We start from the raw sequence: 22,767 nt of genomic DNA on the forward strand, positions 1-22,767 counted from the left end.
GTTTCTCTACTGTGAACGCTCACAGAAGCATGACAGGGCACCGCGACGGGCAGTGTCCGAGGTCATGCGCATCGCATGGCAGGCCCTCGCGCGAGGCGGGGGCCCAGGTCAGGGGAGAATTCCATGCCGAACACGAAGCGCCGTCGCCTCGTGGCAACCGCCATCGCCGTCACGCTCGGCGCCACCGCGCTCGCCGCGTGCGGGTCGTCCGACGACGACGGCGGGTCCGAGTCCTCCGGTCCGGTCTCGCTGACGTACTGGACCTGGACGCCCGGCATGGACAAGGCCGTCAAGCTCTGGAACGACGGCCCCGGCAAGGCCGACCAGATCAAGGTCACCGCCCAGAAGCAGGCGTCCGGCGACGACCTGGTGACGAAGATCCTCACCGCGCACAAGGCGGGCAACGGCCCGGACCTGGTTCAGGCCGAGTACCAGGCGCTGCCGACGCTGGTCTCCAACGACGTCCTCGCCGACATCTCCAAGAACGTCGGCGACGCCAAGTCCACGTTCGCCGACGGCGTCTGGCAGCAGGTCACGCTGGGCACGAACGCCGTCTACGCGCTCCCCCAGGACGTCGCGCCGATGATGTTCTACTACCGCCAGGACCTCTTCAAGCAGTACGGCCTGACGGTCCCCACCACCTGGGAGCAGTTCGCCGAGACGGCCCGCGCGCTGAAGAAGAAGTCCCCGGGCACCGACCTGACGACGTTCTCCGCGAACGACTCGGGCCTCTTCGCGGGCCTCGCCCAGCAGGCCGGCGCCAAGTGGTGGACCACCGCCGGGAACAAGTGGAAGGTCGGCATCGACGACGCGGCGACGAAGAAGGTCGCCGACTTCTGGGGCGGCCTCGTCAAGGAGGGCGCCATCGACAACCAGCCGATGTACACGCCGGCCTGGAACAAGGCGCTGGACACCGGCAAGCAGATCGCCTGGGTCTCCGCCGTGTGGGCACCCGGCACGCTCTCCTCCGCCGCCCCCTCCACGAAGGGCAAGTGGGCCGTGGCCCCGCTCCCCCAGTGGTCGGCGAGCGACAACACGACCGGCAGCTGGGGCGGTTCCTCGACCGGCGTGACGACCGACTCGAAGCACAAGTCGGCCGCCGCGAAGTTCGCCACCTGGCTGAACACCGACGGCGACGCCCTCAACGCGCTCGCCAAGGAGGGCGGGATCTACCCGGCGTCCACCTCGGCGCAGCTCTCCGGCGCGTTCACGGCCCCGCCGGCGTACTTCGCGAACCAGCCCGACTTCTACAAGGTCGCCGCGAACGTCGCCAAGACCACGGCGCCCTCCGCGTGGGGCCCGAACGTCAACGTCGCGTACACCACGTTCAAGGACGCGTTCGGCGCCGCCGCGAAGAACAAGTCGGACTTCTCCGCCGCGCTGGCGAAGATGCAGTCCGACACCGTCGCCGACATGAAGAAGCAGGGCTTCGAGGTCTCCGAGTGAAAACCGCGCGCCGGCAGTCGTACGGGGTCAGGTCGGCCCCGTACGCCCACCCGTCTCCCGCCACCACCCTCAAACGAGCGCGAAGCGCCCCCTATTTCTTCCTCCTCCCCGGAATCGTCCTGTTCGCCCTCTTCTTCGCGCTGCCCATCGGGTACGCGGTCTACCTGAGCTTCCGCAAGGTCAAGGTCTCGGGGCTCGGCCTCGGGTCGGGGGCCCGCAAGGAGGTCTGGGCGGGCCTGGAGAACTACACCGACGCCCTGTCCGACAGCGAGCTGCTGCACGGCGCCCTGCGGGTCCTCGGGTACGGCTGCATCGTCGTCCCCGTGATGCTGGGCCTCGCGCTGCTGTTCGCGCTGATGCTGGACGCGGACAAGGTGCGGTTCACGCCGTTCACTCGGCTCGCGATCTTCCTGCCGTACGCCATTCCCGGTGTGATCGCCGCCCTGCTGTGGGGCTTCCTGTACCTGCCGGACGTCAGCCCGTTCTACTGGATCCTCGACAAGCTGGGGATGCCGCAGCCGGATCTGCTGGACGGCGGGCCGCTGTACCTCGCGCTGTCGAACATCGCGGTGTGGGGCGGCACCGGCTTCAACATGATCGTCATCTACACGGCGCTCCAGTCGATCCCGGCCGAGGTGTACGAGGCCGCGAAGCTCGACGGGGCGACGCCGTTGCAGATCGCGCTGAGGATCAAGATCCCGATGGTGGCGCCGTCGCTGGTGCTGACGTTCTTCTTCTCGATCATCGCCACGCTCCAGGTGTTCAGCGAGCCGACGACCCTGAAACCGCTCACCAACTCCGTGTCCACGACGTGGAGTCCGCTGATGAAGGTCTACCAGGACGCCTTCGGCAACGGTGACATCTACCGGGCCGCGGCCCAGGCCGTGATCATCGCGTTCGCCACGCTGGTGCTCTCCTTCGGCTTCCTGCGCGCCGCGAACCGCCGTTCCCAGCAGGAGGAGGGAGCCCGATGAGTTCTCTTGCCGTCCAGAAGGTCCCCTCGGCCGCCGGCGCGGCGGGTACCGCGCACAAGAAGCCGCCGCTGCGCAGCCGTATCGCGCTGGTCCCGACGGTCGCCCTGCTGATCGGGGCGATCTACTGTCTGCTGCCGGTCGCCTGGGTGGTCATCGCGTCCACCAAGTCCGGCGGCGAACTCTTCTCGACGTTCACGTTCTGGCCGGGTTCGGGCTTCGTCGACAACATCAAGGAGCTCAACGCCTACCGGGACGGCGTCTACTGGCAGTGGATGGGCAACTCCGCCCTCTACGCCGGCCTCGGCGCGCTGCTGTCGACGGCCGTGTCCGCGTTCAGCGGGTACGCGCTCGCGATCTACCGGTTCCGGGGCCGCGAGTCGATGTTCAGCATCCTGCTCGCGGGCGTGCTGATGCCGCCGATCATCCTGGCCATCCCGCAGTACCTGCTGATGGCGAAGGCCGGGGTCACCGACTCGTACCTCTCGGTGATGCTGCCGCAGATCCTCTCCCCCTACGGCGTCTACCTGGCGCGCATCTACGCGAGCGCGGCCGTCCCGGCGGACGTCGTCGAGGCGGGGCGGATGGACGGGGCGAGCGAGTGGCGGATCTTCACGCGGATCGCGCTGCCGATGATGGTCCCGGGTCTGGTGACGGTGTTCCTGTTCCAGTTCGTCGCGATCTGGAACAACTTCCTGCTGCCGTACATCATGCTCAGCGACGACACCAAGTTCCCCATCACACTGGGGCTGTTCACGCTCCTGAAGCAGGGCGCGTCGGCTCCCGCGCTGTACACGCTGGTGATCACCGGCGCGTTCCTCGCGGTGCTCCCGCTGGTCGCGCTGTTCCTGGTCATTCAGCGGTTCTGGAGCCTGGATCTGCTGTCCGGGGCCGTAAAGTCATGACCATGAGCACTTCGGGGGGCAGGCGCAAGCCTCCGACCATCCACGACGTGGCGCGCGAGGCGGGGGTCTCCCGGGGCACCGTCTCGCGGGTCCTCAACGGCGGCCACTACGTGAGCCCTTCGGCGCAGGAGGCGGTCAACGCCGCGATCCGCAGGACGGGTTACGTCGTCAACCGGCACGCGCGCTCCCTGATCACCGGCCGCTCCGACTCGGTCGGCTTCCTGCTGACGGAGCCTCAGGAGCGGTTCTTCGAGGACCCCAACTTCAATGTCCTGCTGCGGGGTTGCACCCAGGCGCTGGCCGCGCACGACGTGCCGCTGCTGCTGATGCTGGCGGCGACCGAGGACGAGCGGCGGCGGATAACGCGGTACATCACCGCCGGGCACGTCGACGGGGTGCTGCTGGTCTCCAGCCACTCCGGCGATCCGATCGCGCAGGAGCTGCGCGAGGCGGGCGTACCCCTCGTCGCCTGCGGCAAGCCGATCGGGATCGGGTCGAAGGTGAGTTACGTCGCCGCCGACGACCGGGACGGCGCCCGGGACATGGTCCGCCACCTCCTGTCCCTGGGCCGGCGGCGCGTCGGCGTCGTCACCGGGCCGCTGGACACGCCGGGCGGTGTGGAGCGGCTCGCCGGGTACCGGGAGGTGCTCGCGCAGGCGGACATCGCGTACGACGAGCGGCTCATCGTGTCCGGTGACTACAGCCGGGCGAGCGGCGAGGCGGGGGCGCGGGCGCTGCTGGAGCGGGCGCCCGATCTCGACGCCGTGTTCGTCGCGTCCGACCTCATGGCGCAGGGCGTGCTGTCGGCGCTGCGGGACGCGGGGCGGCGGGTGCCGGAGGACGTCGCGGTCGGCGGGTTCGACGACTCGCCCGCCGCGGTCGCCTCCAACCCGGCGCTGACGACGATCCGTCAGCCGTGGGACCGGATCAGCGCCGAGATGGTGCGGGTGCTGCTCGCGCAGATCGGCGGGGAGGATCCGGCGGCGGTGATCCTGCCGACGGAGCTGGTGAAGCGGGACTCGACGTGAGGGGTTGAGCAAGCAGTGGGGGCACGAGCCGCGGGGGAGCTCGTGCCCCCGCTTTTCGCTGTCCCGTGCGGCCGGTCAGGATCGAAGAAGCGGATCACCGGCGCCCGGCCTAGCGTGGTGGGCACAGCACGAGCCCAGACCCACGAGGAGCACCCCATGTCCGCCGGACTCCAGACGATCATCTACCCCGTCAAGGACCTGACCAGCGCGAAGGCCGTGTTCGGCGCGCTGCTCGGCGTCGAGCCGTACGCGGACACGCCGTACTACGTCGGGTACAAGGCCGCGGGACAGGACGTCGGCCTCGACCCGAACGGCCACGGGAAGGGCATGACCGGGCCGGTCCCCTACTGGCACGTCACCGACCTGCGCGAGCGTCTCGCCGCGCTCCTGAACGCGGGCGCCGAACTCCTCCAGGACGCGCAGGACGTCGGCAACGGGCGGCTGATCGCGTCGGTGAAGGACACGGACGGCAACCTCGTCGGCCTCCTCCAGGACCCGGTCGCCTGAGCACTCCATGCGCCCGCACAAGTTGCACGATCAATGACACTTCATTTCGGTGTTACGGTCGGTTCATGGCAGCGAACGCGACCGCGACGGCCCTTGAGGACCGGTGGCGGGACATCCTGACGGTCCACGCCCGCACGCTCTGCGAGATCGACCGCGCCCTGCACCCCCACGGCCTCGGCGCCAGCGACTTCGAGGTCCTCGACCTCCTCGCCGCCGAGGCGCCGCGCCACGGCGACCAGTGCCGCGTACAGAATCTCGTCGGCCGCGTCCACCTCAGCCAGAGCGCGCTGTCGCGGCTCATCGGGCGGCTGGAGAAGGACGGGCTGGTCGAGCGGTCGGTGTGTGTCGAGGACCGGCGGGGCGTGTACGTGTCGCTGACGGGGAAGGGGCGGACGGTGCACGCGCGGGTACTGCCGTTGCAGCGGGCGGCGCTGGAGCGGGGGCTCGGGCAGCTGCCGGAGCAGGGGTGAGGTTTTCCGCAGGAGCGGGTGTACGGGAAGCCCCGTACCGGCGTTGACCTGCGGTTCCTAACGTGGAACCCGGTCGGGGCGGCTGCCCCGGCGGCACGGTTCACGCGCTGGGAGACCCTCATGCCTCTGCTGTTCTCGGCTCTGCCTCAGGAGCCCGCCGACGGGATCGCGGGATGGGCCGCCGGTCTCGTGGACACCTTCGGTGGCCCGGGAGCAGGGCTGGCCATCGCGCTGGAGAACCTCTTCCCGCCGCTGCCGAGCGAGGTGATCCTCCCGCTGACGGGATTCGCGGCGGGGCAGGGGGTGATCGGGCTGCCGTCGGCGCTGCTGTGGACGACGCTGGGCTCGGTCGTGGGGGCCGTCGCGCTGTACTGGATCGGCGCCCTGTTCGGGCGGGAGCGCATGCACGCGCTGTGGGCGCGGTTGCCGCTGGTCAAGGCGTCCGACCTGGAGCGTACGGAGGCGTGGTTCGCGCGGCACGGCACGAAGGCGGTGCTGCTCGGGCGCATGGTGCCGATCTTCCGCAGCCTGATCTCGGTGCCCGCCGGGGTGGAACGGATGCCGCTCACGGTGTTCGTGCCGCTGACCGCGTTGGGCAGCCTGCTGTGGAACTCCGTGCTGGTGCTGGCGGGTTACTGGCTCGGGGACCGGTGGGAAGTGGTGGAGACGTACGTCGGGATCGTCTCCAAGGTGGTCCTCGGGGTGGTGGTCATCGCCCTCGCGGTGTATGTCGGTTCGCGGGTGCGGGGCCGCAACCAGGGCCTGCACAGGCGCGGTTGATGTCCGCTCGGATAGGGTCGGCGCCTGTGTGGGAGGACTTGGCCCGGCGGAGCGCGGGAACGCTGCTCGGGTGTGTGACGGCTCCGGTCGGCCTGCCGCTGCTGCTCAGGGCGTCGACGGCCCGTCGCTGGGCGGGGATCGAGCGGTCCCGCCGGTCGTACTTCTTCGGTGACCGCTTCCCCGGGGAGTACGCGCCGTCGGACCGGAAGATCCGCCGCCACCTCGCGCTGCGCGCGGTCACCGGGCTGGTGTGCGCCGTCGTGGCCGGGCTGCTGGCCCTCGGCGCCGCGCTGGCGGTCCTGCTGGTGGGCGGGGTGGTCCGAGGGAGCGTCGGCTGGGGCGAACTGGCCGGGCAGGTGGTGCTCGGCGGGGTGCTGCTCTTCCTCGACCTCCAGGGGCTGCGCTCGCTGGCCCGGCTGGAGACGCGGCTGGCCGGGGAGTGCTTCGGCCCGTCCGGTCCCGAGCTGCTCAGGCAGCGCATCGACGAACTCGCGGCGAGCCGGGCCGCGGTCGTCCGCGCGGTGGACACCGAGCGGCGGCGCATCGAGCGCGATCTGCACGACGGGATCCAGCAACGGCTCGTGGCGCTCGGCATGCTGCTCGGCCGGGCCCGCCGGGGGCGCGGCTCCGAGCGGGCGGACGAGCTGCTGCTCCAGGCCCATCAGGAGTGCCAGGCGCTCCTGGTCGAGCTGCGTGAGGTGACCTGGCGCGTCTATCCGTCGGCGCTGGACAGCCTGGGCCTGGAGGAGGCGCTGGGCGGGGTCTCCGAACGGTGCGCTCTGCCCGTGCGTACGGAGTTCGACGTCGCCGGGGAGCTGCCCAGGGCGGTGGAGACCGCCGCGTACTTCGTGGTGTCGGAGGCGGTGACGAACGCGGCCAAGCACTCGGGGGCATCGCGGGTGTGCGTACGGGTGGCGCTGCGCGGTCCGGTGCTCGCGGTGCGGGTCCGGGACGACGGGAGGGGCGGGGCCGACGTCTCGGGCAGCGGGCTGAGCGGGCTGCGGGGGCGGGTGGCCGCGCTCGACGGCACGCTGTGTGTGGACAGTCCGGTGGGGGGACCCACCACGATCACCGCGGAGTTGCCGTGCGCCTGATGCTCGCCGAGGACTCGACGCTGCTGCGCGAGGGCCTGGTCCGGCTCCTCGTCGAGGAGGGCCACGAGGTGCTGGGGGCGTACGGCGACGCCGCTCCCCTGCCGGAGGCGGTGGCCGCGCACCGGCCCGACGTCGTCGTCCTCGACATCCGCATGCCGCCGACGCACACCGACGAAGGGCTGCGCGCGGCGCTGGAGATCCGTGAACGGTGGCCGGACACGGGCGTGCTGGTGCTGTCGCAGCACATCGAGCGGCACTACGCGGCCCGGCTCCTGTCCGCCGGGGCGCACCGTGTGGGCTACCTGCTCAAGGACCGGGTCGCCCAGGTCGAGGAGTTCCTCGACGCGCTGGAACGCGTCCACGCGGGCGGCGCCGCGCTCGATCCGGAGGTCGTACGGCAGCTGGTGGTCCGTACGACACACACGGACCCGCTGGCGCGGCTCACGCCCCGCGAGCGTGAGGTCCTCGAAGCGCTGGCGCAGGGGCATACGAACGCGGCGCTCGCGCAGAAGCTGCACATCTCGCTGAGCGCGGTGGAAAAACACCTGGCGGCGATCTTCGACAAGCTGGAACTGACGCACACCACCGGCTACAACCGGCGTGTCCTGGCGATTCTGCGCTATCTGGAGACCTGATGCGGTTCAGGTGAGCAGTGCCCGTACCGCCTCGAACGCCGCCTCGGCCGTCGCCGGGTCCGTGCCGGGGCCGGCGAGTGCGCTCATCGGGATCGGGGGGACCGGCGGGAGGCCGGGGCAGGGGGTGAGGCCGTCCGGGGGCTGGCCCACGGTCGCGAGGAGGGCCACGCCCTGGCCGGTGCGGGCGATGTCGAGGACGCCCGCGAGGTAGCCGGCGTCGCCGACGACCGTCGCCGGGAGGCCGTGGGCCGCCAGGGTCGAGATCGCGCGGCGGCGGATCGCGCACGGGTCCTCGATGGCGACGAGGGGGATCGGGGCCGGAGCCGGGGGGCGCTGCCAGCCGGGGCGGGCGTGCCAGGTCAGGGGGAGGCCGCCGACCGGGGTGCCCTCCGTCGCCGCCGCCTCCGTGACGTACACGGCGACGTCGACGGTCCCCCGTTCCACCGCCTCGACGAGCCGGGCCGAGCGGTCGATGCGGTAGCGGACGCGGCAGCCGGGGCGGATCGCCTGGACGGCGGCGGTGAGGCGGGGCAGGAACTGGTCGGCGGCGTGTTCGGTGGAGCCGATCGTGATCGTGTCGCTCTCGATGTCGAGGAGCGTGCGGACGGCTTCGTCGTGGACGGCGAGGACGCGGCGGGCCTGTTCGAGGAGGCCGCGTCCGGCCGGGGTGAAGCGGGTGCCCCGGCCCTCGCGTTCGACGACCGGGCGGCCGAGGGTCTTCTCCAGCCTCCGGACGTGCTGGCTGACGGCGGACTGGCTGAGCGCGAGCGCCTCGGCGGCGCGGTGGAAGCCGCCGTGGTCGGCGATCGCGGTGAGGCTGCGCAGGGCCACGATGTCGAGCACGGGTCGGGACATGCCGTGACCGTAACCGCTCACCGTGATCGATCGCGATGGCTGATCGGTTTCGATATCGAATCGTCGTTGGACGTCTTCGGGCACGAACGGTCATCATGAGCGCATGCTGTTCACGACCCCTTCCGCTGCCCTTCTGACGCAGCGCCGAGTCATCGACTTCGGCGTCGCGTGCAGCGCGCGCTGTCGCTGAACCCCTTCTCCCCCTGCGGCTGATCCGTACGCGCTGACCCGCGCGTGACGGCCGCTGTCCCCTGCGTTCTTTCTTCTTTCACGGGAGTGGTCCACCCATGCCCTCTGCTGCCCCTTTCTCCTGGGACGAACCGGAAGGTCTCGCCGCGCGCGGCACGCTGATCGTGCTGGCGGGCCGTGGTGAACACGGCGGTGTGTACGAGCGGTTCGGCCGCCGCCTCGCCTTCGACGCGTACCGGGTGCGCGCCCTCGGCGACGCCTCCATCGACCCGGCGGTCCTCGACGAGGCCGCGAAGCTCCTCGCGGACGAGTCGCTGCCGGGCCCGAAGGTCCTGGTCGGCTCGGACACGGGCGCCGCGTACGCCGCGCAGCTCGCCGCCGGACACCCGGGCGCGGCGGCGCTGATCCTCGCGGGTCTGCCCACCCGCCCCTGGAGCGCGGGGAGTTGGGAGGAGGAGGCCGAGGCGCGCACGGCCTGCCCGACGCACCGGGGCCGCCTCACGAACGACCCGGACTTCCGCCGGGGCGCCCTCGACGCGGCCCCGGACACGCCCCGCCTCGACCTGGTGAGCGTCCCGGTGCTGGCGCTGCACGGCGCGGACGACACGGTGAGCCCGCTGGAGTCGGCGCGCGCGGTGTACGCCGAGCACGCGGTGGAGCTGGTGACGTTCCGGGGCGGCCGGCACGACGTCCTGAACGACGCCCTGCACCGCACGGCCGCCGCGACGGTCGTCCTCTTCCTGGAGCGCCTGCGCCTGTCCCCCGAACTCACCCCGATCGCGGAGGTGTCGGCATGAGTGTGACGATCGCGGTCGAGGACCTCGCGAAGGAACTCGACTCCGCACGGCCCCCGGTGGTCCTGGACGTCCGCTGGGCGCTGGGCGACCCGCACGGCCGCGACCACTACGCCGACGGCCACATCCCGGGCGCCGTGTACGTGGACCTGGACACGGAGTTGGCGTCCCCGCCGACCCGCGAGGGCGGCCGGCATCCCCTGCCGGACATCGCGAACCTCCAGGCGGACGCCCGCCGTTGGGGAATCGGCGCGGGCACACCGGTCGTGGTGTACGACGACCTCGGCAACACGGCGGCGGCAAGGGCCTGGTGGCTCCTGCGGTACGCCGGTGTCACCGACGTGGCCCTGCTGGACGGGGCATTGGGCGCGTGGCGGGCCGCCGGGCTGCCGCTGGAGTCCGGGGTCCCGGCGGACCCGGCGCCGGGGGACGTCGTCCTCACGGCGGGCGCGCTGCCGGTGACGGACGCGGACGGTGCCGCCGAACTCGCCGCCGGCGGGCTGCTGTTGGACGCGCGGGCCGGTGAACGCTACCGGGGCGAGGTGGAGCCGGTGGACCCGCGCGCCGGGCACATCCCGGGCGCGGTGTCGGCGCCGACCGGGGAGAACCTCGCGTCGGACGGACGGTTCCTGCCGGCCGGGGAGCTGCGCAAGCGGTTCGAGGAGAAGGGGGCCGGCGGCGGCGTACGGATCGGGGTGTACTGCGGGTCGGGGGTGACGGCCGCGCATCAGATCGCCGCGCTGGAGATCGCGGGGTTCGAGGGCGTGCTGTTCCCGGGGTCCTGGTCGGCGTGGTCGGCGGATGCGGACCGTCCGGCGGCGACCGGTGGCGGTGCGGCATGACGACGGTCGAGGCTGCGCGCGTCCCGGGTGACGCGACGTCGCGGGTGACGCTGCGCGGGTCGGTGAAGACGGTGCGGCGCTTCAAGGTGCCGCGTTCCGTGCGGCGTTCGGCGGGGCCGGTCGGGCTCGTCCTGCTGTGGTTCCTGACGTCGGTGACGGGACTGCTCCCGGAGTCGGTGCTCGCGTCGCCGGTCGATGTCCTCAAGCAGGCGGCCGAGTTGACGCGATCCGGTGAACTCCCCAGCGCCATCGCGGCGTCGGGGCGGCGCGCGGCGACCGGGTTCGTGATCGGCGCCGTGATCGCGCTGACGCTGGCGCTGCTCGCGGGCCTGTTCCGGCTCGGGGAGGACGTCATCGACTCCTCGATGGGCATGTTCCGGGCGATCCCGTGGGTGGGTCTGATCCCGCTGTTCATCGTGTGGTTCGGCATCGAGGAGACCCCGAAGATCGCGCTGGTCGCGCTCGGCGTGACGTACCCGCTGTACTTCAACATCTACGGCGGCATCCGCTCGACGGACGCCGGGCTCGTGGAGGCCGCGCGGATGATGGGGCTCGGGCGGCTCGGGCTGATCCGGTACGTGATCCTGCCGAGCGCGCTGCCCGGTGCCCTCGTGGGGCTCCGGTACGCCCTGTCGACGGCGTGGCTGGCGCTGGTCTTCGCCGAGCAGGTCAACGCGGACGCCGGGCTCGGCTACCTGATGAGCAACGCGCAGCAGTACTTCCGCACGGACGTGATCGTGCTGTGCCTCGCCGTGTACGCGCTGCTGGGGCTCGCCTGCGACTTCGCGGTGCGGGTGCTGTCGCGGCGGCTGCTGCGGTGGCGGGCCAACTTCGAGGGGGAGGCGTAGAGATGGGCAACAGCGTGGAGATCAGGGGGCTTTCGAAGTCCTTCGACGGGAACACGGTGCTGCACGACCTCGAACTCGACATCCGGGACGGCGAGTTCGTGGCGCTGCTCGGGCACAGCGGGTGCGGTAAGTCGACGTTGCTGCGGATTCTCGCCGGGCTGGACGAGGAGATCGACGGCGAGGTGACGGTCCCGCTGCGGCGCAGTGCGGCTTTTCAGTCGCCGCGCCTGCTCCCGTGGTTGAAGGTGTGGCGCAACGTGGTCCTCGGTCTGCCGGGGCGGGCGGACCGCGGCCTGGCGCTCCGGGCGCTGGGCGAGGTCGGCATCGAAGAGCGGGCGGACGTCTGGCCGAAGACGCTCTCCGGCGGGCAGGCCCAACGCGTGTCGCTGGCGCGGGCGTTGGTGCGTGAACCCGAACTCCTGCTGCTGGACGAGCCGTTCGGGGCGCTGGACGCGCTGACCCGCGGCAAGGTGCAGCAACTGGTCGCCGGCCTCTGGCGTTCCCACGGCTGCGCGATCCTCCTGGTCACGCACGACGTGGAAGAGGCACTGCTCCTCGCGGACCGCATCCTCGTCATGGACGAGGGCCGTATCGCGCACGAGGTGACGGTGGACCTCCCCCGCCCGCGCGACCTCACGGCACCCGACTTCGTATCGCTGCGCGCCCGCCTCCTGGGCTGGCTCGGTGTCACCCGCACTCTGGAAGGAACCCCCTCGTGATCCGCCGACTGACAGCCGCCGCGCTGACGTTGACCGCTCTCCTGTCGCTGACCGCGTGCGGCGGGGACGCGGACGCCTCCTCGGCGAAGGGCCGGGTCACCCTGACGATCGGGGACCAGGCGAAGACGCTCCAGACGATCGTCGCCGCGTCGGGCGCGCTCAAGGGCGCGGACTACACGGTGAAGTGGGCGGAGTTCGAGGGCGCGGCCCCGCTCTTCCAGGCGGTTCAGGCGGGCGCGGCCGACACGACGTACGCGGCGGACCTGCCGACGCTCCAAGCCCTCAGCGGGGGCGTGAAGTTCAAGAACGTCGCCGCGCTGAAGAATGACGGCCGGCATGTGGGGATCGTCGTCCGCAAGGACTCGGGAATCACCAGTGTCGCGGACCTGAAGGGACAGAAGGTCGTCGTCTCGTCGGCGAAGGGCAGCATCTCGGAGTACCTCCTGGCGAACGCGCTCCGGCAGGCGGGCCTCACGTACTCGGACGTCCAGGTCCAGTACCTCCTGCCGACGGACGCGCAGGCGGCCTTCGCCTCGGGGAAGATCAAGGTCTGGGCGATCTTCGGCGTCTACCAGGCGGTGGCGCTGGACCAGGGCGGCAGGCTGATCGTGGACGGCGCGGACGGCCGGGTCAGCGGCTACGGCTTCATCGGCGCGTCGGAGAAAACCCTCGCGGACCCGGCGAAGAAGGCGGCGCTGGGCGACTTCCTCAAGCGGCTCGGTACGGCGCTGACGTGGACGAGCACGCACCAGGACGCGTACGCGCGGGCGATCCAGGACCGCAACGGCGCGGACGCGTCGGTCGCGAAGACGCTCGCATCGGCCGCGTACAGCCAAGTCCTGCCGGTGACACCGGAGATCGACAAGACCGTGCAGGGCGTCGCCGACCTCATGAACGGGATCGGGGTGCTGGAACCCAACGTCGAGGTGGCCTCGGCGGCCGACACGTCCGTCCTCAAGTGACCTTCTTCTCCTAGGGAGTCGACCACCATGCCTGTCGAGTTCATCAGCGCCGTCCACACCGACGCGGGCGCCTCGGGCCCCGCCGCCGCGAGCCGGACCGGCCTCGACGTCGGCCATCTCCGCACGTACGCGCGGGCGTTGGACGACGGAGGGTTCGACCACACGCTCGTCGCGTACCACTCGGCCTCGCCCGACGCGTTCCAGATCGCGCAGTTCGTCGCGACGCACACGGAGCGGGTGCGGCCCATCCTGGCCCACCGGCCCGGGGTGATCTTCCCGACCCACGCGTCCCGGGCGCTCGCCACGCTGGACCGGATCAGCCGGGGACGGCTGACCGTGCACATCATTTCCGGCGGGAGCGAGGAGGAGCAGCGCCGGGAGGGGGATTACCTCGGCAAGGCCGAACGGTATGAGCGGTCGGACGAATACATCCAGATTCTGCGGAAGGTGTGGGAATCCGAAGGGCCGGTCTCCCACGAGGGGAAGTATTTCCGGTTCGAGGGGTACCACTCCGACGTGAAGCCGGTGAACGGGCTCATCCCGATCTCCGTGGGCGGATCGTCGCAGGACGCCTACCGGGTCGGCGGACAGCAGGGAGACATCTTCGGCCTCTGGGGTGAACCCCTCAAGGAGACCGCCGAGCAGATTGCCGCCGTCCATGCCGTAGCCGACGCGGCGGGCCGCCCCCGCCCTCGGATCTGGGTCTCGTTCCGCCCGATCATCGCGCCCACCGACGAACTGGCCTGGGAGAAAGCGCACCGCACCCTCGGCGTCCTCAAGGACCAGGCCAGGAACACGGAATTGCTGCGGCATTACAAGACCGAGGGACGGCCCGCGAACGTCGGATCGCAGCGGCTTCTCGACATCGCGGAACGAGGAGAGGTCCACGACCGCTGCCTGTGGACCGCACCGGCGGTGGCGACGAACGCGGCGGGGGCATCGACGGCGTTGGTGGGCTCGCCGGAGACGGTGGCCAAGGCCCTACTGGACTACGTGGACATCGGCTGCGACCTGCTGTCCATCAGGGGATACGACCCGCTGAACGACGCGATCGACTATGCGCGGTTCGTCCTGCCGTTGGTCCGGCAGGAGTTGGCTCATCGGGCCGGTTCGGGATCTCAGGCCGCCTGAAAACCTCTGAAGAACCTGGAGAATCCTGTGTTGCCTCGTCCCGGCCGTCGCGCCTCCCTGCTCCTCGCCGTCCTCCTCCTGCCGCTCGCCACCGCCTGCGGCGGACATGCGCAAGCGGATTCCGACGTCACCCTCCGCGTGGGGGCCACAGGCTGGAAAGTGGAGGAAGCGGTCCTGGAATTCGCGAACCTCGACGACACCCCCTACAACGTCAAGTGGAGCGTCTTCCAGGGCGGCGACAAACAACTGGAAGCCGTCCGCGCCGGAGCCCTGGACCTGGCCTCCTCCAGCGAGATCCCGCCCATTTTCGCAGCCGCCGACGGAAAGCCGAACTTCAAGGTCGTAGCGGTCCAGTCGGGAGCCACCCTCAACCAGGAAGTCATCGTCCCCAAGGGCTCGAAAGTCACCGGAATAGCGGGCCTCAAGGGCAAAACGGTCGGCTATGTGAAGAACACGACCGCCCACTATTTCCTGTACGAACTCCTGAAGCAGTCCGGCCTCACCTGGTCCGACATCGACGCCAAGCCCCTCCTCCCCAACGACGGCCTCGCCGCACTGAACGGCGGTTCCATCGACGCGTTCGCCTCGTACGGCACATCGATCATCACGGCGCATCAGCAGGGCGCGCGGACCATCGGCTCGGGCGCGGACATCCTCTCGGGCAACTTCCTGTGGTCCGCGAAGGACAGCGTCCTGAAGAGCACCGCGCAGAAGGAGGCGGCGGCGGACCTGATCGCGAGGATCTCGAAGGCGTACGCGTACGTACGGGACGGCAGGCAGGCGGAGTTCGCGAAGGTGATCGCCCGCACCACGCACCAGCCGGTCGCCCAGGCGGAGGAGGACCTGGTGGCCCAGCAGAAGCAACGCCCCACGCGGGCAAGGACGGTGGACGCGGCGGCGACGGCGTCCGAGCAGAAGGTGGCGGACGTGTTCACGGAACTCGGCGCCCTGGACGGCCGCTTGGACGTGGCCGGGTTCTGGACGACGGACCTCGACGCCGACCTGAGGAAGGCCCTGTGACCGACCGCATAACGCACCTCGCCCCCGAGTACGACCGCTCCGCCGCCTTCCCCGCGGAGTCCCTGACGGCCGCCCACACGGAGGGCCTCCTGACGGCGACGATCGGCAAGCGGTACGGCGGACGGGGCGCGGGCGTCGAGGAGTCGGCCCGCATCCTGCACGGCCTGGGCCGCCGGGACCCCTCGGTGGCGCTGATCGCGGCGATGACCCTGGCCACGCACGCGCGCCAGGCGACGCAGCCGCACTGGCCGGACGAGCTGTACGCGCGCGTGGTGAAGGAGTCGTTCGCCCGCCCGGTGCTCGTCAACCACGCGCGCGTGGAGCCCGATCTGGGCTCCCCCGCGCGAGGCGGACTCCCGGCGACACGGGCGCGGCGCACACCGGACGGCTGGTCGATCGAGGGAACGAAGCGTTTCGTGACGGGCGCGGAGGGCCTGGACTGGTTCCTGGTGTGGGCGACGACCGACGAGCACGACCCGCGCGTGGGCACGTTCCTGGTGCCGGGCGGTTCGCCGGGGATCGAGATCACCGGCCGCTGGGACCAGTTGGGCCTGCGGGCGAGCGGCAGTCACGACGTCACGTTCCGGGGCGTGGAGGTGCCGTACGAGCAGGTGATCGGCCTTGGCCCGTACGGTCCGGCCGCCGAGCAGGACAATCGCGCGGGCGCGGCGCTGCATCTGCCGCTGGCGGCGCTGTACCTGGGCGTGGCGAGGGCGGCGCAGGACTTCTTCCGGACGTTCGCGCACGCGCGCGTGCCGGCGAACCTGGGGCACGCGGTGGCGCGTACGGAGCGGTTCCGGCGGACGGCCGGGGAGATCGAGGTGCTGCTTGCGGGCGCCGAGGACCTGGTGTTCGGCGGGGCGGCACGGCTGGACGCGGGCGACGCGTCGTACACGCCGGAACAGGCGCTGGGCGCGCGGGTGCTGGCGGACCGGCACGGGGTGCGTGCGGTGGAGCTGGCGGTGCGGCTGCTGGGCAATCCGGGGCTGGCGCGGGGCAACCCGCTGGAGCGGCATTTCCGGGACGTGCAGTGCGCGCCGGTGCACGCGCCGCAGGAGGACGTGTCGTTGCTGGCGATCGGCGGGAAGGCGCTGGGGCTGTGAGCGTTTCTGTGGGTACGTCGGCGGTCGCGCCCGCGCGCGTGCTGGGTCTGCTCGCGCGGGATCTGCCGCCGGACCGGCTGAGCACGGACCCGCGCACGCTGGCCGCGCATTCCACGGACCGCTCGGGGACGAGCCCGGACGGGCTGCCGCTGGCGGTGGTGCACGCGCGGCGCGTGCAGGACGTCAGCACGGTGCTGCGGCACGCCCACTCCCTGGGTGTGTCCGTGGTCCCCCGGGGTGCCGGTACGGGGCTGTCCGGGGGCGCGTCGGCCGGTGAGGGCTCCTTGGTGCTCGACCTGTCCGGCATGGACCGCATCCTCGAACTCGACGCCGAGGACCAGCTCGCGGTCGTGGAGGCGGGTGTCGTCACGGCCGACCTGGACCGCGCGGCGGGCGCGCACGGGCTGCGGTACGCGCCCGATCCGGCGAGCGCGGCATGGTCGACGATCGGCGGGAACATCGCGACCAACGCGGGCGGTCTGCGGTGCGCGAAGTACGGGGTGACCCGGGACAGCGTGCTCGGCCTGGAGGCGGTGCTCGCGGACGGGACGGTCGTACGGACGGGCCGCCGGACCGTGAAGGGGGTCACCGGGTACGACCTGACGGCGCTGCTGACCGGGTCGGAGGGGACCCTCGCGGTGATCACGTCGGCGACGCTGCGGCTGCGGCCGGTGCCGGTCGCGTCGGCGACGCTGGCGGCGTGGTTCGCGTCGTTCGAGGCGGCGGCGCGGGCGTCGTACGCGATCTCGCGCGCGGGCGTGGTGCCGGCGCTGGCGGAACTGCTGGACGGGCCGGTGCTGGAGGCGGTCGACCCGGCGCTCAGGGCGCGCGGGGAGGCGTTGTTGGTGGTGCAGTGCGACGGGGCCGGCGCGGGGGTGGAGGCGGCGGCGGTCGCCGAGGTGCTGGCGCCGCTCGCGACGGCCGTGGAGCGGACCGAGGACCCGGCGGAGGCGGAGGCGCTGCTCGCGGCGCGCAGGCAGGCGCTGCCCGCGCTGGAGCGGCTGGGGCGGCCGTTGATCGAGGACATCGCCGTGCCCCGGTCGCGGCTCGCTGAGGCGGCCCGGGAGATCAGGGCGATCTCGGCGCGGCACGGCGTCCCGGTGTTCACGCTGGCGCACGCCGCCGACGGCAACCTGCATCCGATCGTCGTCGTGGACCCGGCGCTCGACCGGCTCCCGGACGCCGCGTGGGAGGCCGCCGGGGAGATCTTCGCGCTGGCGCTGCGGCTGGGCGGCACGCTCACCGGCGAGCACGGGGTGGGGGTGCTGAAGCGGCAGTGGGTCGCGGAGGAGTTGGGTCCTGCGGCGTACGGGCTCCACCGGCGCGTGAAGGAGGCGCTGGACCCGCTGGGCATCCTGAACCCGGGCAAGGGGTTCTGAGCGCTCAGAGGGCCGCTCAGCGGGTTTCCCGGCGGGTTTCCCGACGTTCTCTCAGCGGCCCAGCAGCGCCCGCACCCCCGCCACCGTCGTCACCTTGATCAGCGGCTGGTAGAGGTCCATCACGTCGAGGGCCTTGGCGTGGGCCGTGTCGTTGGCGCCCGCGCAGGCGTCGGCGGCGACGAGGACCTCGACGCCCGCGTCGGCCGCGGCGAGGGCGGTGGACAGGACGGAGCGGTCGGTGCTGACGCCGGCGAGGACGAGGCGGCCGTGCGGGGCGACGCGGGCGGCGAGTGCGGGGGTCCACTTGCCGAAGGCGGGTGCGTCCAGAACCTGTGGCGCGAGGGCGCAGAAACCGTCCGTCAGATGCCATAGGGCGGCGTCCGGCGGCTGGAGGGCGAAGGGCCACTGCGCGTAGTACGCGCGCCAGGCGCCGGACGGCTCCCCGGGGGCGACGAAGCGGGTGAACGTGACGTCGTCCCCGAAGGCCGGCAGCAGGCGCCGTACGCCGGTCGCGGCCTCGCGGTAGCGGGGTGCGGCCCAGGGGCTGGTGGGGTCGGCGAAGACGTGCTGCATGTCGACGACGGCGAGGTGGGTCATATCGCGTCCTCCCGGGCGCGCCAGCGGGCCGGGGCGGTGCTCGAGTCCTGAGGGTCCGTCATCGTCTGCTGTCTGCCTGTCTTCCGGGGCGGGCGCGAGGAGTCGGTCCGGATCAGTCCTACCCGGCCCGGGCCCCTCGCGCACCGCACGGGCGTCAGGCCCCCATCTCGGTCCAGGCGAGCCCGTCCGCGCGCAGCCCCCGGGCGATCGCCGCCGCCGCCGCGTGCAGGTGGGGTGCGGTGCGCACGGGCTGGACGGTCTCGGGCGGCCCGCTCACGCCGACGGCCGCGACGACGGTCCCGCGCGCGTCGCGCACGGGTACGGCGTGGCTGCTGCGGCCCGGCGCGTGCGTGCCGTGGATGAGCGCGTGTCCCTCCCTGCGCACGCGGACCAGTCCGCGCCGTACTTCGCTGACGTCGGTGACGGTGGCCTGCGTGTACGCGCGCAGGGGCGGCACGAGGGCCTCCTGCTGGGCGGTCTCGTCGGCGTGGGCGAGCAGGACCAGGCCGACGGCGGTGGCGTGCAGGGGGACGCGGCGGCGCTCCGGGCTGCCGCCGGCGGGGTGGTGGGGGTCGTCGGAGACGAAGGCGAGGCAGACGCTCTCGCGTCCGTCGCGGATGGCGATGGTCGCGGCGGCCGAGGTCTGCTGGGCCAGGGCGACGAGATGGGGGTGGGCGGCCTCGACGAAGTGGGAGACGCGCGGTGCGAGGGAGGCGGTCTCCCACAGGCGCAGGCCGATGCTGTAGCCGCCGTCGGCGGAGCGTTCGAGGGCGCCCCAGCCGTGGAGTTTGTTCACGATGCGGTAGACCGTGGCGACGGGCAGGCCGCAGCGCCGGCTGATGTCGCTGAGGGACAGGGTCCGGTTGTCCGGGTCGAAGGCGGCAAGGATGCTCAGCGTCCGGTCGACGACCGAACGCTCCGGGGAGGAGTGGGGAGTGGTCATCCCGTTCAGGTTCCTTTCACCTTCATGACAAGGGTGCTTACGGGGATGCGTGTTGACACGTGCGGGCACCAAACAGCACGTGGGGAACCAGGAGTGATCCGGCATCGGGCGACCACGTCTATGATTGAACCCTCAAGAGCAGCGAGAAAGGTCGATTCCGGAACGCCCATGGTCGATTTCGCATCGTTAGCGATCCCCGTCGTCCCCTTCGCTCCGATCTGCCGGCCCGGACTCGGTCTCGCGGTCACCTCGCTGAGCGTGCTGCGCACCTTCGGGGAGAGTGAGTTCTTCGCCAGTCCGCATCGGCTGGACTTCCATCAGGTCATGCTCGTGACGGAAGGCTCAGGGCGCTATTCCATCGACTCCGACCGGTTCGCGATCCGGCCGGGAACGCTGTTGTGGACGCGCCCCAATCAGGTCGTGCAGTTCGTTCCCGAACCGGACATGGACGCGGACATCATCTTGTTCACGCAGGCGTTCCCGCTGAGCATGAGCGCCCACATGGGACTGCTCGACGATGTGCTGCGGCCCTCGCACTGGCGGCTGCGGGAGGGTGAACTGGCCGCGTTCCGGCGGGTCCTCGACCTGCTGCGGGAGGAGTTCACGCGGCCCGACCAGGGGCTCGGCGAGGAGTTGCTGAAGCATCTGCTGGCCGTCGTCCTGCTGCACATCGACCAGATGTGCCGGCTGCGCCACAAGGAGAAGACGTCCGCGTTCAGCGGCGAGCACGGCGAGCTGTTCCTGCGTTTCCGCCGCGAGCTGGACCGTTCGTTCGCGACGACCCGGCTGGTCGAGGAGTACGCGGCGGCGCTGCGCTGCTCCACGCGCGCGCTGTCGCGGGCCTGCCGGGCGGTCGCGGGGACGTCGACGAAGGACGTGATCGACGCGCGGGTGGCGCTGGAGGCGCGCCGGCTGCTGGTCCACACGGACCTGCCGATCAACGCGATCGCCCGTCAGCTCGGATTCTCCGAGGTGACCAACTTCGGCAAGTTCTTCGTGCGCCGCGTGAATATGACACCGGGGGCGTTCCGGCGTGAGTCAAAAAAGGGGCACCAGGCGTGATTCGGGCACCTCGGACCCGCTTAGTCGTTCAGTCGCTCTATTAAGGGCGGAGATCTACGCCCGTAAACCTGGATTTCTTTCCACTGTTCGGAAGAACGGTTGTTCCTGATTACCGGAAGTGGCAAGACTGTGCGGTGCGTGCTTCGGGCGACCTTCCGTTGCACGGGAACAGGTCCGTGCCCTTAGTCCGAACCTTTGGCGCGGTGCAATACGGCGCGAGGCCGAGGGCCCCCATACCCTCGGCCCCGTGTGTCAGGCGGCTGCCGTCGTCTCGCGCGCGCGGCGCGCGGCGGTCCACCAGCCGGGGTGGTCGCGGTACCAGCCGACCGTGTCCGCGAGCCCCTGCTCGAAGGGGACGGCGGGCGCCCACCCGAGTTCCCCGCGGATACGGCTGTCGTCGAGTACGGCGCGCGCGGGTACGGGGCTGTCGTGCGCCACCGCGCGCGTGCCGGTGAGGGTGTGCAGGTGTTCGGCGAGGGCGGCGGGGGCGACCGCCTCGCCTCCGACGTGGTAGGTCTCGCCCGCGCGGCCCCGGTTGAGGACCAGGTGGACGGCGCGGCAGTGGTCGTCGACGTGCAGCCATTCGGTGACGGCCTGCGCGTCGTCGTACGGCCGGGGGCGGGTGCCCTCCAGGAGGGCCGTCAGGCGGCGCGGGAGCGGGCGGTCCGGCTGCTGGCGGGGGCCGTAGCAGGCGGCGGAGCGGGTGACGGACAGGTCGACGCCGTGGGTGTGCCAGGCGCAGCGGGCGACGAGGTCGGCGGCGGCCCGGGCGGTCGCGTACGGCGTGACGGGGCGCACCGGGTGGTCCTCGGTCCACGGGGCGCCGTCGCCCGCGGGAGGGCCGTAGACGTCGGCGCTGGAGACGACCACCGTGCGTTCCACGCCGCTGCCCCGGACGGCGTCGAGGAGGGTGTGGGTGCCCAGGACGTTGGCGCGGACGAGTTCCGCGGTGTCCGCGCGCGTGACGTCCGCGAAGTGGACGACGGCGTCGTGGCCGGGGAGCAGGTCGCGCAGCAGGAACGGGTCGCCGACGTCGCCGCGGACCGCCTCCACGCGCGCGTGGCGCTGCGGTACGGGCCGTTTGTCGAGGGCGGTGACCCGGGCCCCCTCCCAGCCGCGGTAGGCGCCGGCCAGGAGGGAGCGGACGAAGTGGGAGCCGGCGAACCCGGCGGCTCCGGTGACGAGGATCCTCACGCGCGGGCCTCCTCCCGGTGCCGGGCGACGAGCCGCTCCAGGACGGGGACGACGTCGGTGGGGGCCGGTGCGGCGAGCGTCTGCTCGTACAGGCGGCGCGCGCCGTCCTTGAAGGACGGCTCTTCGAGGAGGCGGGCGACCTGCTTGCTCAGGGTGTCGGGGTCGAGGGCGTCGGTGTCGGCGACGAGGCCCGCGCCGGTCTTCTCGACGTGCCGCGCGTTCTGCGGCTCGTCCCAGGCGACGACCGGGACGACGAGCTGGGGCACCTGGTGGGCGACGGCGGCGGTGAACGTGCCGGTGCCGCCCTGGTGGACGATCGCGGACGTCGTCGGCAGGACCTGGTTGAGGGGCACGTACTCGACCGTGCGGACGTTGGCGGGGAGCGTCACGTCGGGGGCGATCTGGCCCCTGCCGAGGGTCGCGACGACCTCCACGTCGAGTTCGGCGACGCGCTCCAGGAACTCCGGCGCGGGGAAGACGGTGCCGCCGCCGATCATCCGGCGGCTGACGCCGAGGGTGAGCACCACGCGCGGGCGCTCGGGCCGGCCGTACAGCCAGTCGGGGAGCTCGGAGGAGCCGTTGAAGGGCAGGCGGCGCACGGGGATCGCGGGGAGCTTCAGCGGGGGCCGCATGGCGGGCGGGACGAGGTCGAGGCTCCACTGGCCGAGGAGGGTGTCGTCGCTGAAGGCGAGGCCGTGCCGGGCGAGCAGCGGGTCGAGCCACTTCAGCCAGTCGTGGCGGCCGGGGGTCTCTGCCTCGGTGAGTTCGTGCAGAGCGGCGATGCTGTCGAGGCCCCAGACGATGCGGGCGTGCGGGGTGTCCGTCACGCGCGCGGCGATCGCCGCCGGGATCATCAGCTTGTCCCAGAGGATGAGGTCGGGCTGCCAGGAGCGGGTGAAGGCGATCAGCTCGTCCAGGAACGAGCCGTCCTCGCCGGGCTCCGGGTAGGCGAACGAGAACATCCCGCCGAGCAGGGCGCGCGCGGCGTGCCAGTCGGCCGTCTCACCGGGGTGGGACGGGTCGAAGCGCCAGGCGTCGGCGAAGGCCATCAGGCCCTGCTGCATGGCCTCCGGGGGCGGCCCGGCGGTGGCGGCGCCGAGGGGTACGGCGGTGAGGCCCGCCGCGGTGATGTTGCTGATGATCTCCGGATCGAGGGCACCCGCCTCGCAGGCGACGACGACCTCGTGGCCGGCGCCGTGCAGCGCCCAGGCGAGGGGGACCATCGTGTGCAGGTGGGCGGTCGCGGGGAACAGCGTGAACAGGACGCGCATGGCGGGTCTCCGGTCGGGTGAG

At 71.9% G+C, this 22,767-nt stretch carries 24 protein-coding genes; 19 read left to right on the forward strand and 5 right to left on the reverse strand.

Features of this window, described 5'->3' with window-relative positions; genetic code table 11:
• The first annotated feature begins 123 nt into the window (after window positions 1–123).
• From PV682_RS22370 to PV682_RS22410, 9 genes are all read left to right on the forward strand, one after another.
• Entirely contained in the window at window positions 124–1,446 is a 1,323-nt protein-coding gene (locus tag PV682_RS22370) for an extracellular solute-binding protein (protein WP_319732522.1), read from the forward strand.
• Window positions 1,443–2,420, forward strand: coding sequence for a carbohydrate ABC transporter permease (locus PV682_RS22375; protein ID WP_319732525.1), 978 nt, complete (start codon window positions 1,443–1,445; stop codon window positions 2,418–2,420). The genes PV682_RS22370 and PV682_RS22375 overlap by 4 nt, the downstream gene beginning before the upstream one ends.
• Window positions 2,417–3,322: a carbohydrate ABC transporter permease gene (locus PV682_RS22380; protein WP_319732527.1), complete on the forward strand. Its 906-nt coding sequence runs from the start codon at window positions 2,417–2,419 to the stop codon at window positions 3,320–3,322. The genes PV682_RS22375 and PV682_RS22380 overlap by 4 nt, the downstream gene beginning before the upstream one ends.
• Window positions 3,319–4,350, forward strand: coding sequence for a LacI family DNA-binding transcriptional regulator (locus PV682_RS22385; RefSeq protein WP_319732529.1), 1,032 nt, complete (start codon window positions 3,319–3,321; stop codon window positions 4,348–4,350). The genes PV682_RS22380 and PV682_RS22385 overlap by 4 nt, the downstream gene beginning before the upstream one ends.
• A 156-nt stretch (window positions 4,351–4,506) precedes the next feature.
• Window positions 4,507–4,857, forward strand: a complete 351-nt coding sequence (locus PV682_RS22390) for a VOC family protein (protein WP_319732531.1) — start codon at window positions 4,507–4,509, stop codon at window positions 4,855–4,857.
• Between the two features lie 65 nt (window positions 4,858–4,922).
• Window positions 4,923–5,327, forward strand: coding sequence for a MarR family winged helix-turn-helix transcriptional regulator (locus tag PV682_RS22395; RefSeq protein ID WP_319732533.1), 405 nt, complete (start codon window positions 4,923–4,925; stop codon window positions 5,325–5,327).
• A 120-nt stretch (window positions 5,328–5,447) separates the two neighbouring features.
• Window positions 5,448–6,107, forward strand: a complete 660-nt coding sequence (locus PV682_RS22400; RefSeq protein WP_319732535.1) for a DedA family protein — start codon at window positions 5,448–5,450, stop codon at window positions 6,105–6,107.
• Window positions 6,108–6,181: 74 nt separating this feature from the next.
• Window positions 6,182–7,201 carry a sensor histidine kinase gene (locus tag PV682_RS22405; protein WP_319732537.1) on the forward strand — a complete coding sequence of 340 codons (1,020 nt, stop codon included), beginning with the start codon at window positions 6,182–6,184 and terminating at the stop codon, window positions 7,199–7,201.
• On the forward strand, window positions 7,201–7,836 hold the full coding sequence (locus tag PV682_RS22410) for a response regulator transcription factor (RefSeq protein ID WP_319732812.1): 636 nt from the start codon (window positions 7,201–7,203) through the stop codon (window positions 7,834–7,836). Before PV682_RS22405 ends, PV682_RS22410 begins: the two co-directional genes overlap by 1 nt.
• A 6-nt stretch (window positions 7,837–7,842) precedes the next feature.
• On the opposite strand, the gene PV682_RS22415 is transcribed toward PV682_RS22410, so the two are convergent.
• Window positions 7,843–8,691 (reverse strand): LysR family transcriptional regulator, encoded by an 849-nt coding sequence (locus PV682_RS22415; protein WP_319732539.1) that lies wholly within the window; start codon window positions 8,689–8,691, stop codon window positions 7,843–7,845.
• A gap of 287 nt (window positions 8,692–8,978) precedes the next feature.
• Here PV682_RS22415 and PV682_RS22420 point away from each other — a divergent pair, with 287 nt between their 5' ends.
• From PV682_RS22420 to PV682_RS22460, 9 genes are read left to right on the forward strand one after another with little or no spacing between them, the layout of a single operon-like run.
• A complete protein-coding gene (locus PV682_RS22420; RefSeq protein WP_319732541.1) occupies window positions 8,979–9,677 on the forward strand; it encodes an alpha/beta hydrolase in 699 nt (232 codons plus the stop codon).
• The gene (locus tag PV682_RS22425) at window positions 9,674–10,516 is read left to right on the forward strand and encodes a sulfurtransferase (protein WP_319732544.1); all 843 of its coding nucleotides are present in this window, start codon (window positions 9,674–9,676) and stop codon (window positions 10,514–10,516) included. The genes PV682_RS22420 and PV682_RS22425 overlap by 4 nt, the downstream gene beginning before the upstream one ends.
• Window positions 10,513–11,364: an ABC transporter permease gene (locus tag PV682_RS22430; RefSeq protein ID WP_319732546.1), complete on the forward strand. Its 852-nt coding sequence runs from the start codon at window positions 10,513–10,515 to the stop codon at window positions 11,362–11,364. Before PV682_RS22425 ends, PV682_RS22430 begins: the two co-directional genes overlap by 4 nt.
• Before the next feature lie 2 nt (window positions 11,365–11,366).
• Window positions 11,367–12,083 (forward strand): ABC transporter ATP-binding protein, encoded by a 717-nt coding sequence (locus PV682_RS22435; RefSeq protein ID WP_319732548.1) that lies wholly within the window; start codon window positions 11,367–11,369, stop codon window positions 12,081–12,083.
• Window positions 12,080–13,045 (forward strand): ABC transporter substrate-binding protein, encoded by a 966-nt coding sequence (locus PV682_RS22440; RefSeq protein WP_319732550.1) that lies wholly within the window; start codon window positions 12,080–12,082, stop codon window positions 13,043–13,045. Before PV682_RS22435 ends, PV682_RS22440 begins: the two co-directional genes overlap by 4 nt.
• A 27-nt stretch (window positions 13,046–13,072) precedes the next feature.
• On the forward strand, window positions 13,073–14,176 hold the full coding sequence (locus PV682_RS22445; protein ID WP_319732552.1) for an LLM class flavin-dependent oxidoreductase: 1,104 nt from the start codon (window positions 13,073–13,075) through the stop codon (window positions 14,174–14,176).
• Window positions 14,177–14,206: 30 nt separating this feature from the next.
• The gene (locus tag PV682_RS22450; protein ID WP_407705718.1) at window positions 14,207–15,196 is read left to right on the forward strand and encodes an ABC transporter substrate-binding protein; all 990 of its coding nucleotides are present in this window, start codon (window positions 14,207–14,209) and stop codon (window positions 15,194–15,196) included.
• Entirely contained in the window at window positions 15,193–16,299 is a 1,107-nt protein-coding gene (locus tag PV682_RS22455) for an acyl-CoA dehydrogenase family protein (protein ID WP_319732556.1), read from the forward strand. The genes PV682_RS22450 and PV682_RS22455 overlap by 4 nt, the downstream gene beginning before the upstream one ends.
• The gene (locus PV682_RS22460; RefSeq protein WP_319732558.1) at window positions 16,296–17,678 is read left to right on the forward strand and encodes an FAD-binding oxidoreductase; all 1,383 of its coding nucleotides are present in this window, start codon (window positions 16,296–16,298) and stop codon (window positions 17,676–17,678) included. The genes PV682_RS22455 and PV682_RS22460 overlap by 4 nt, the downstream gene beginning before the upstream one ends.
• Before the next feature lie 51 nt (window positions 17,679–17,729).
• On the opposite strand, the gene PV682_RS22465 is transcribed toward PV682_RS22460, so the two are convergent.
• Window positions 17,730–18,275, reverse strand: coding sequence for a cysteine hydrolase family protein (locus PV682_RS22465; protein WP_055718882.1), 546 nt, complete (start codon window positions 18,273–18,275; stop codon window positions 17,730–17,732).
• Window positions 18,276–18,429: 154 nt separating this feature from the next.
• Window positions 18,430–19,218 (reverse strand): IclR family transcriptional regulator, encoded by a 789-nt coding sequence (locus PV682_RS22470; RefSeq protein ID WP_319732561.1) that lies wholly within the window; start codon window positions 19,216–19,218, stop codon window positions 18,430–18,432.
• 168 nt (window positions 19,219–19,386) lie between these two features.
• Here PV682_RS22470 and PV682_RS22475 point away from each other — a divergent pair, with 168 nt between their 5' ends.
• A complete protein-coding gene (locus PV682_RS22475) occupies window positions 19,387–20,280 on the forward strand; it encodes a helix-turn-helix transcriptional regulator (protein WP_319732563.1) in 894 nt (297 codons plus the stop codon).
• A gap of 252 nt (window positions 20,281–20,532) precedes the next feature.
• On the opposite strand, the gene PV682_RS22480 is transcribed toward PV682_RS22475, so the two are convergent.
• Window positions 20,533–21,474, reverse strand: coding sequence for a dTDP-glucose 4,6-dehydratase (locus tag PV682_RS22480; protein ID WP_319732565.1), 942 nt, complete (start codon window positions 21,472–21,474; stop codon window positions 20,533–20,535).
• Window positions 21,471–22,745 (reverse strand): nucleotide disphospho-sugar-binding domain-containing protein, encoded by a 1,275-nt coding sequence (locus tag PV682_RS22485; RefSeq protein ID WP_319732567.1) that lies wholly within the window; start codon window positions 22,743–22,745, stop codon window positions 21,471–21,473. The genes PV682_RS22480 and PV682_RS22485 overlap by 4 nt, the downstream gene beginning before the upstream one ends.
• Between the last annotated feature and the right edge of the window lie 22 nt (window positions 22,746–22,767).

Source organism: Streptomyces niveiscabiei, assembly GCF_033794345.1.
Taxonomy (GTDB): domain Bacteria; phylum Actinomycetota; class Actinomycetes; order Streptomycetales; family Streptomycetaceae; genus Streptomyces; species Streptomyces niveiscabiei.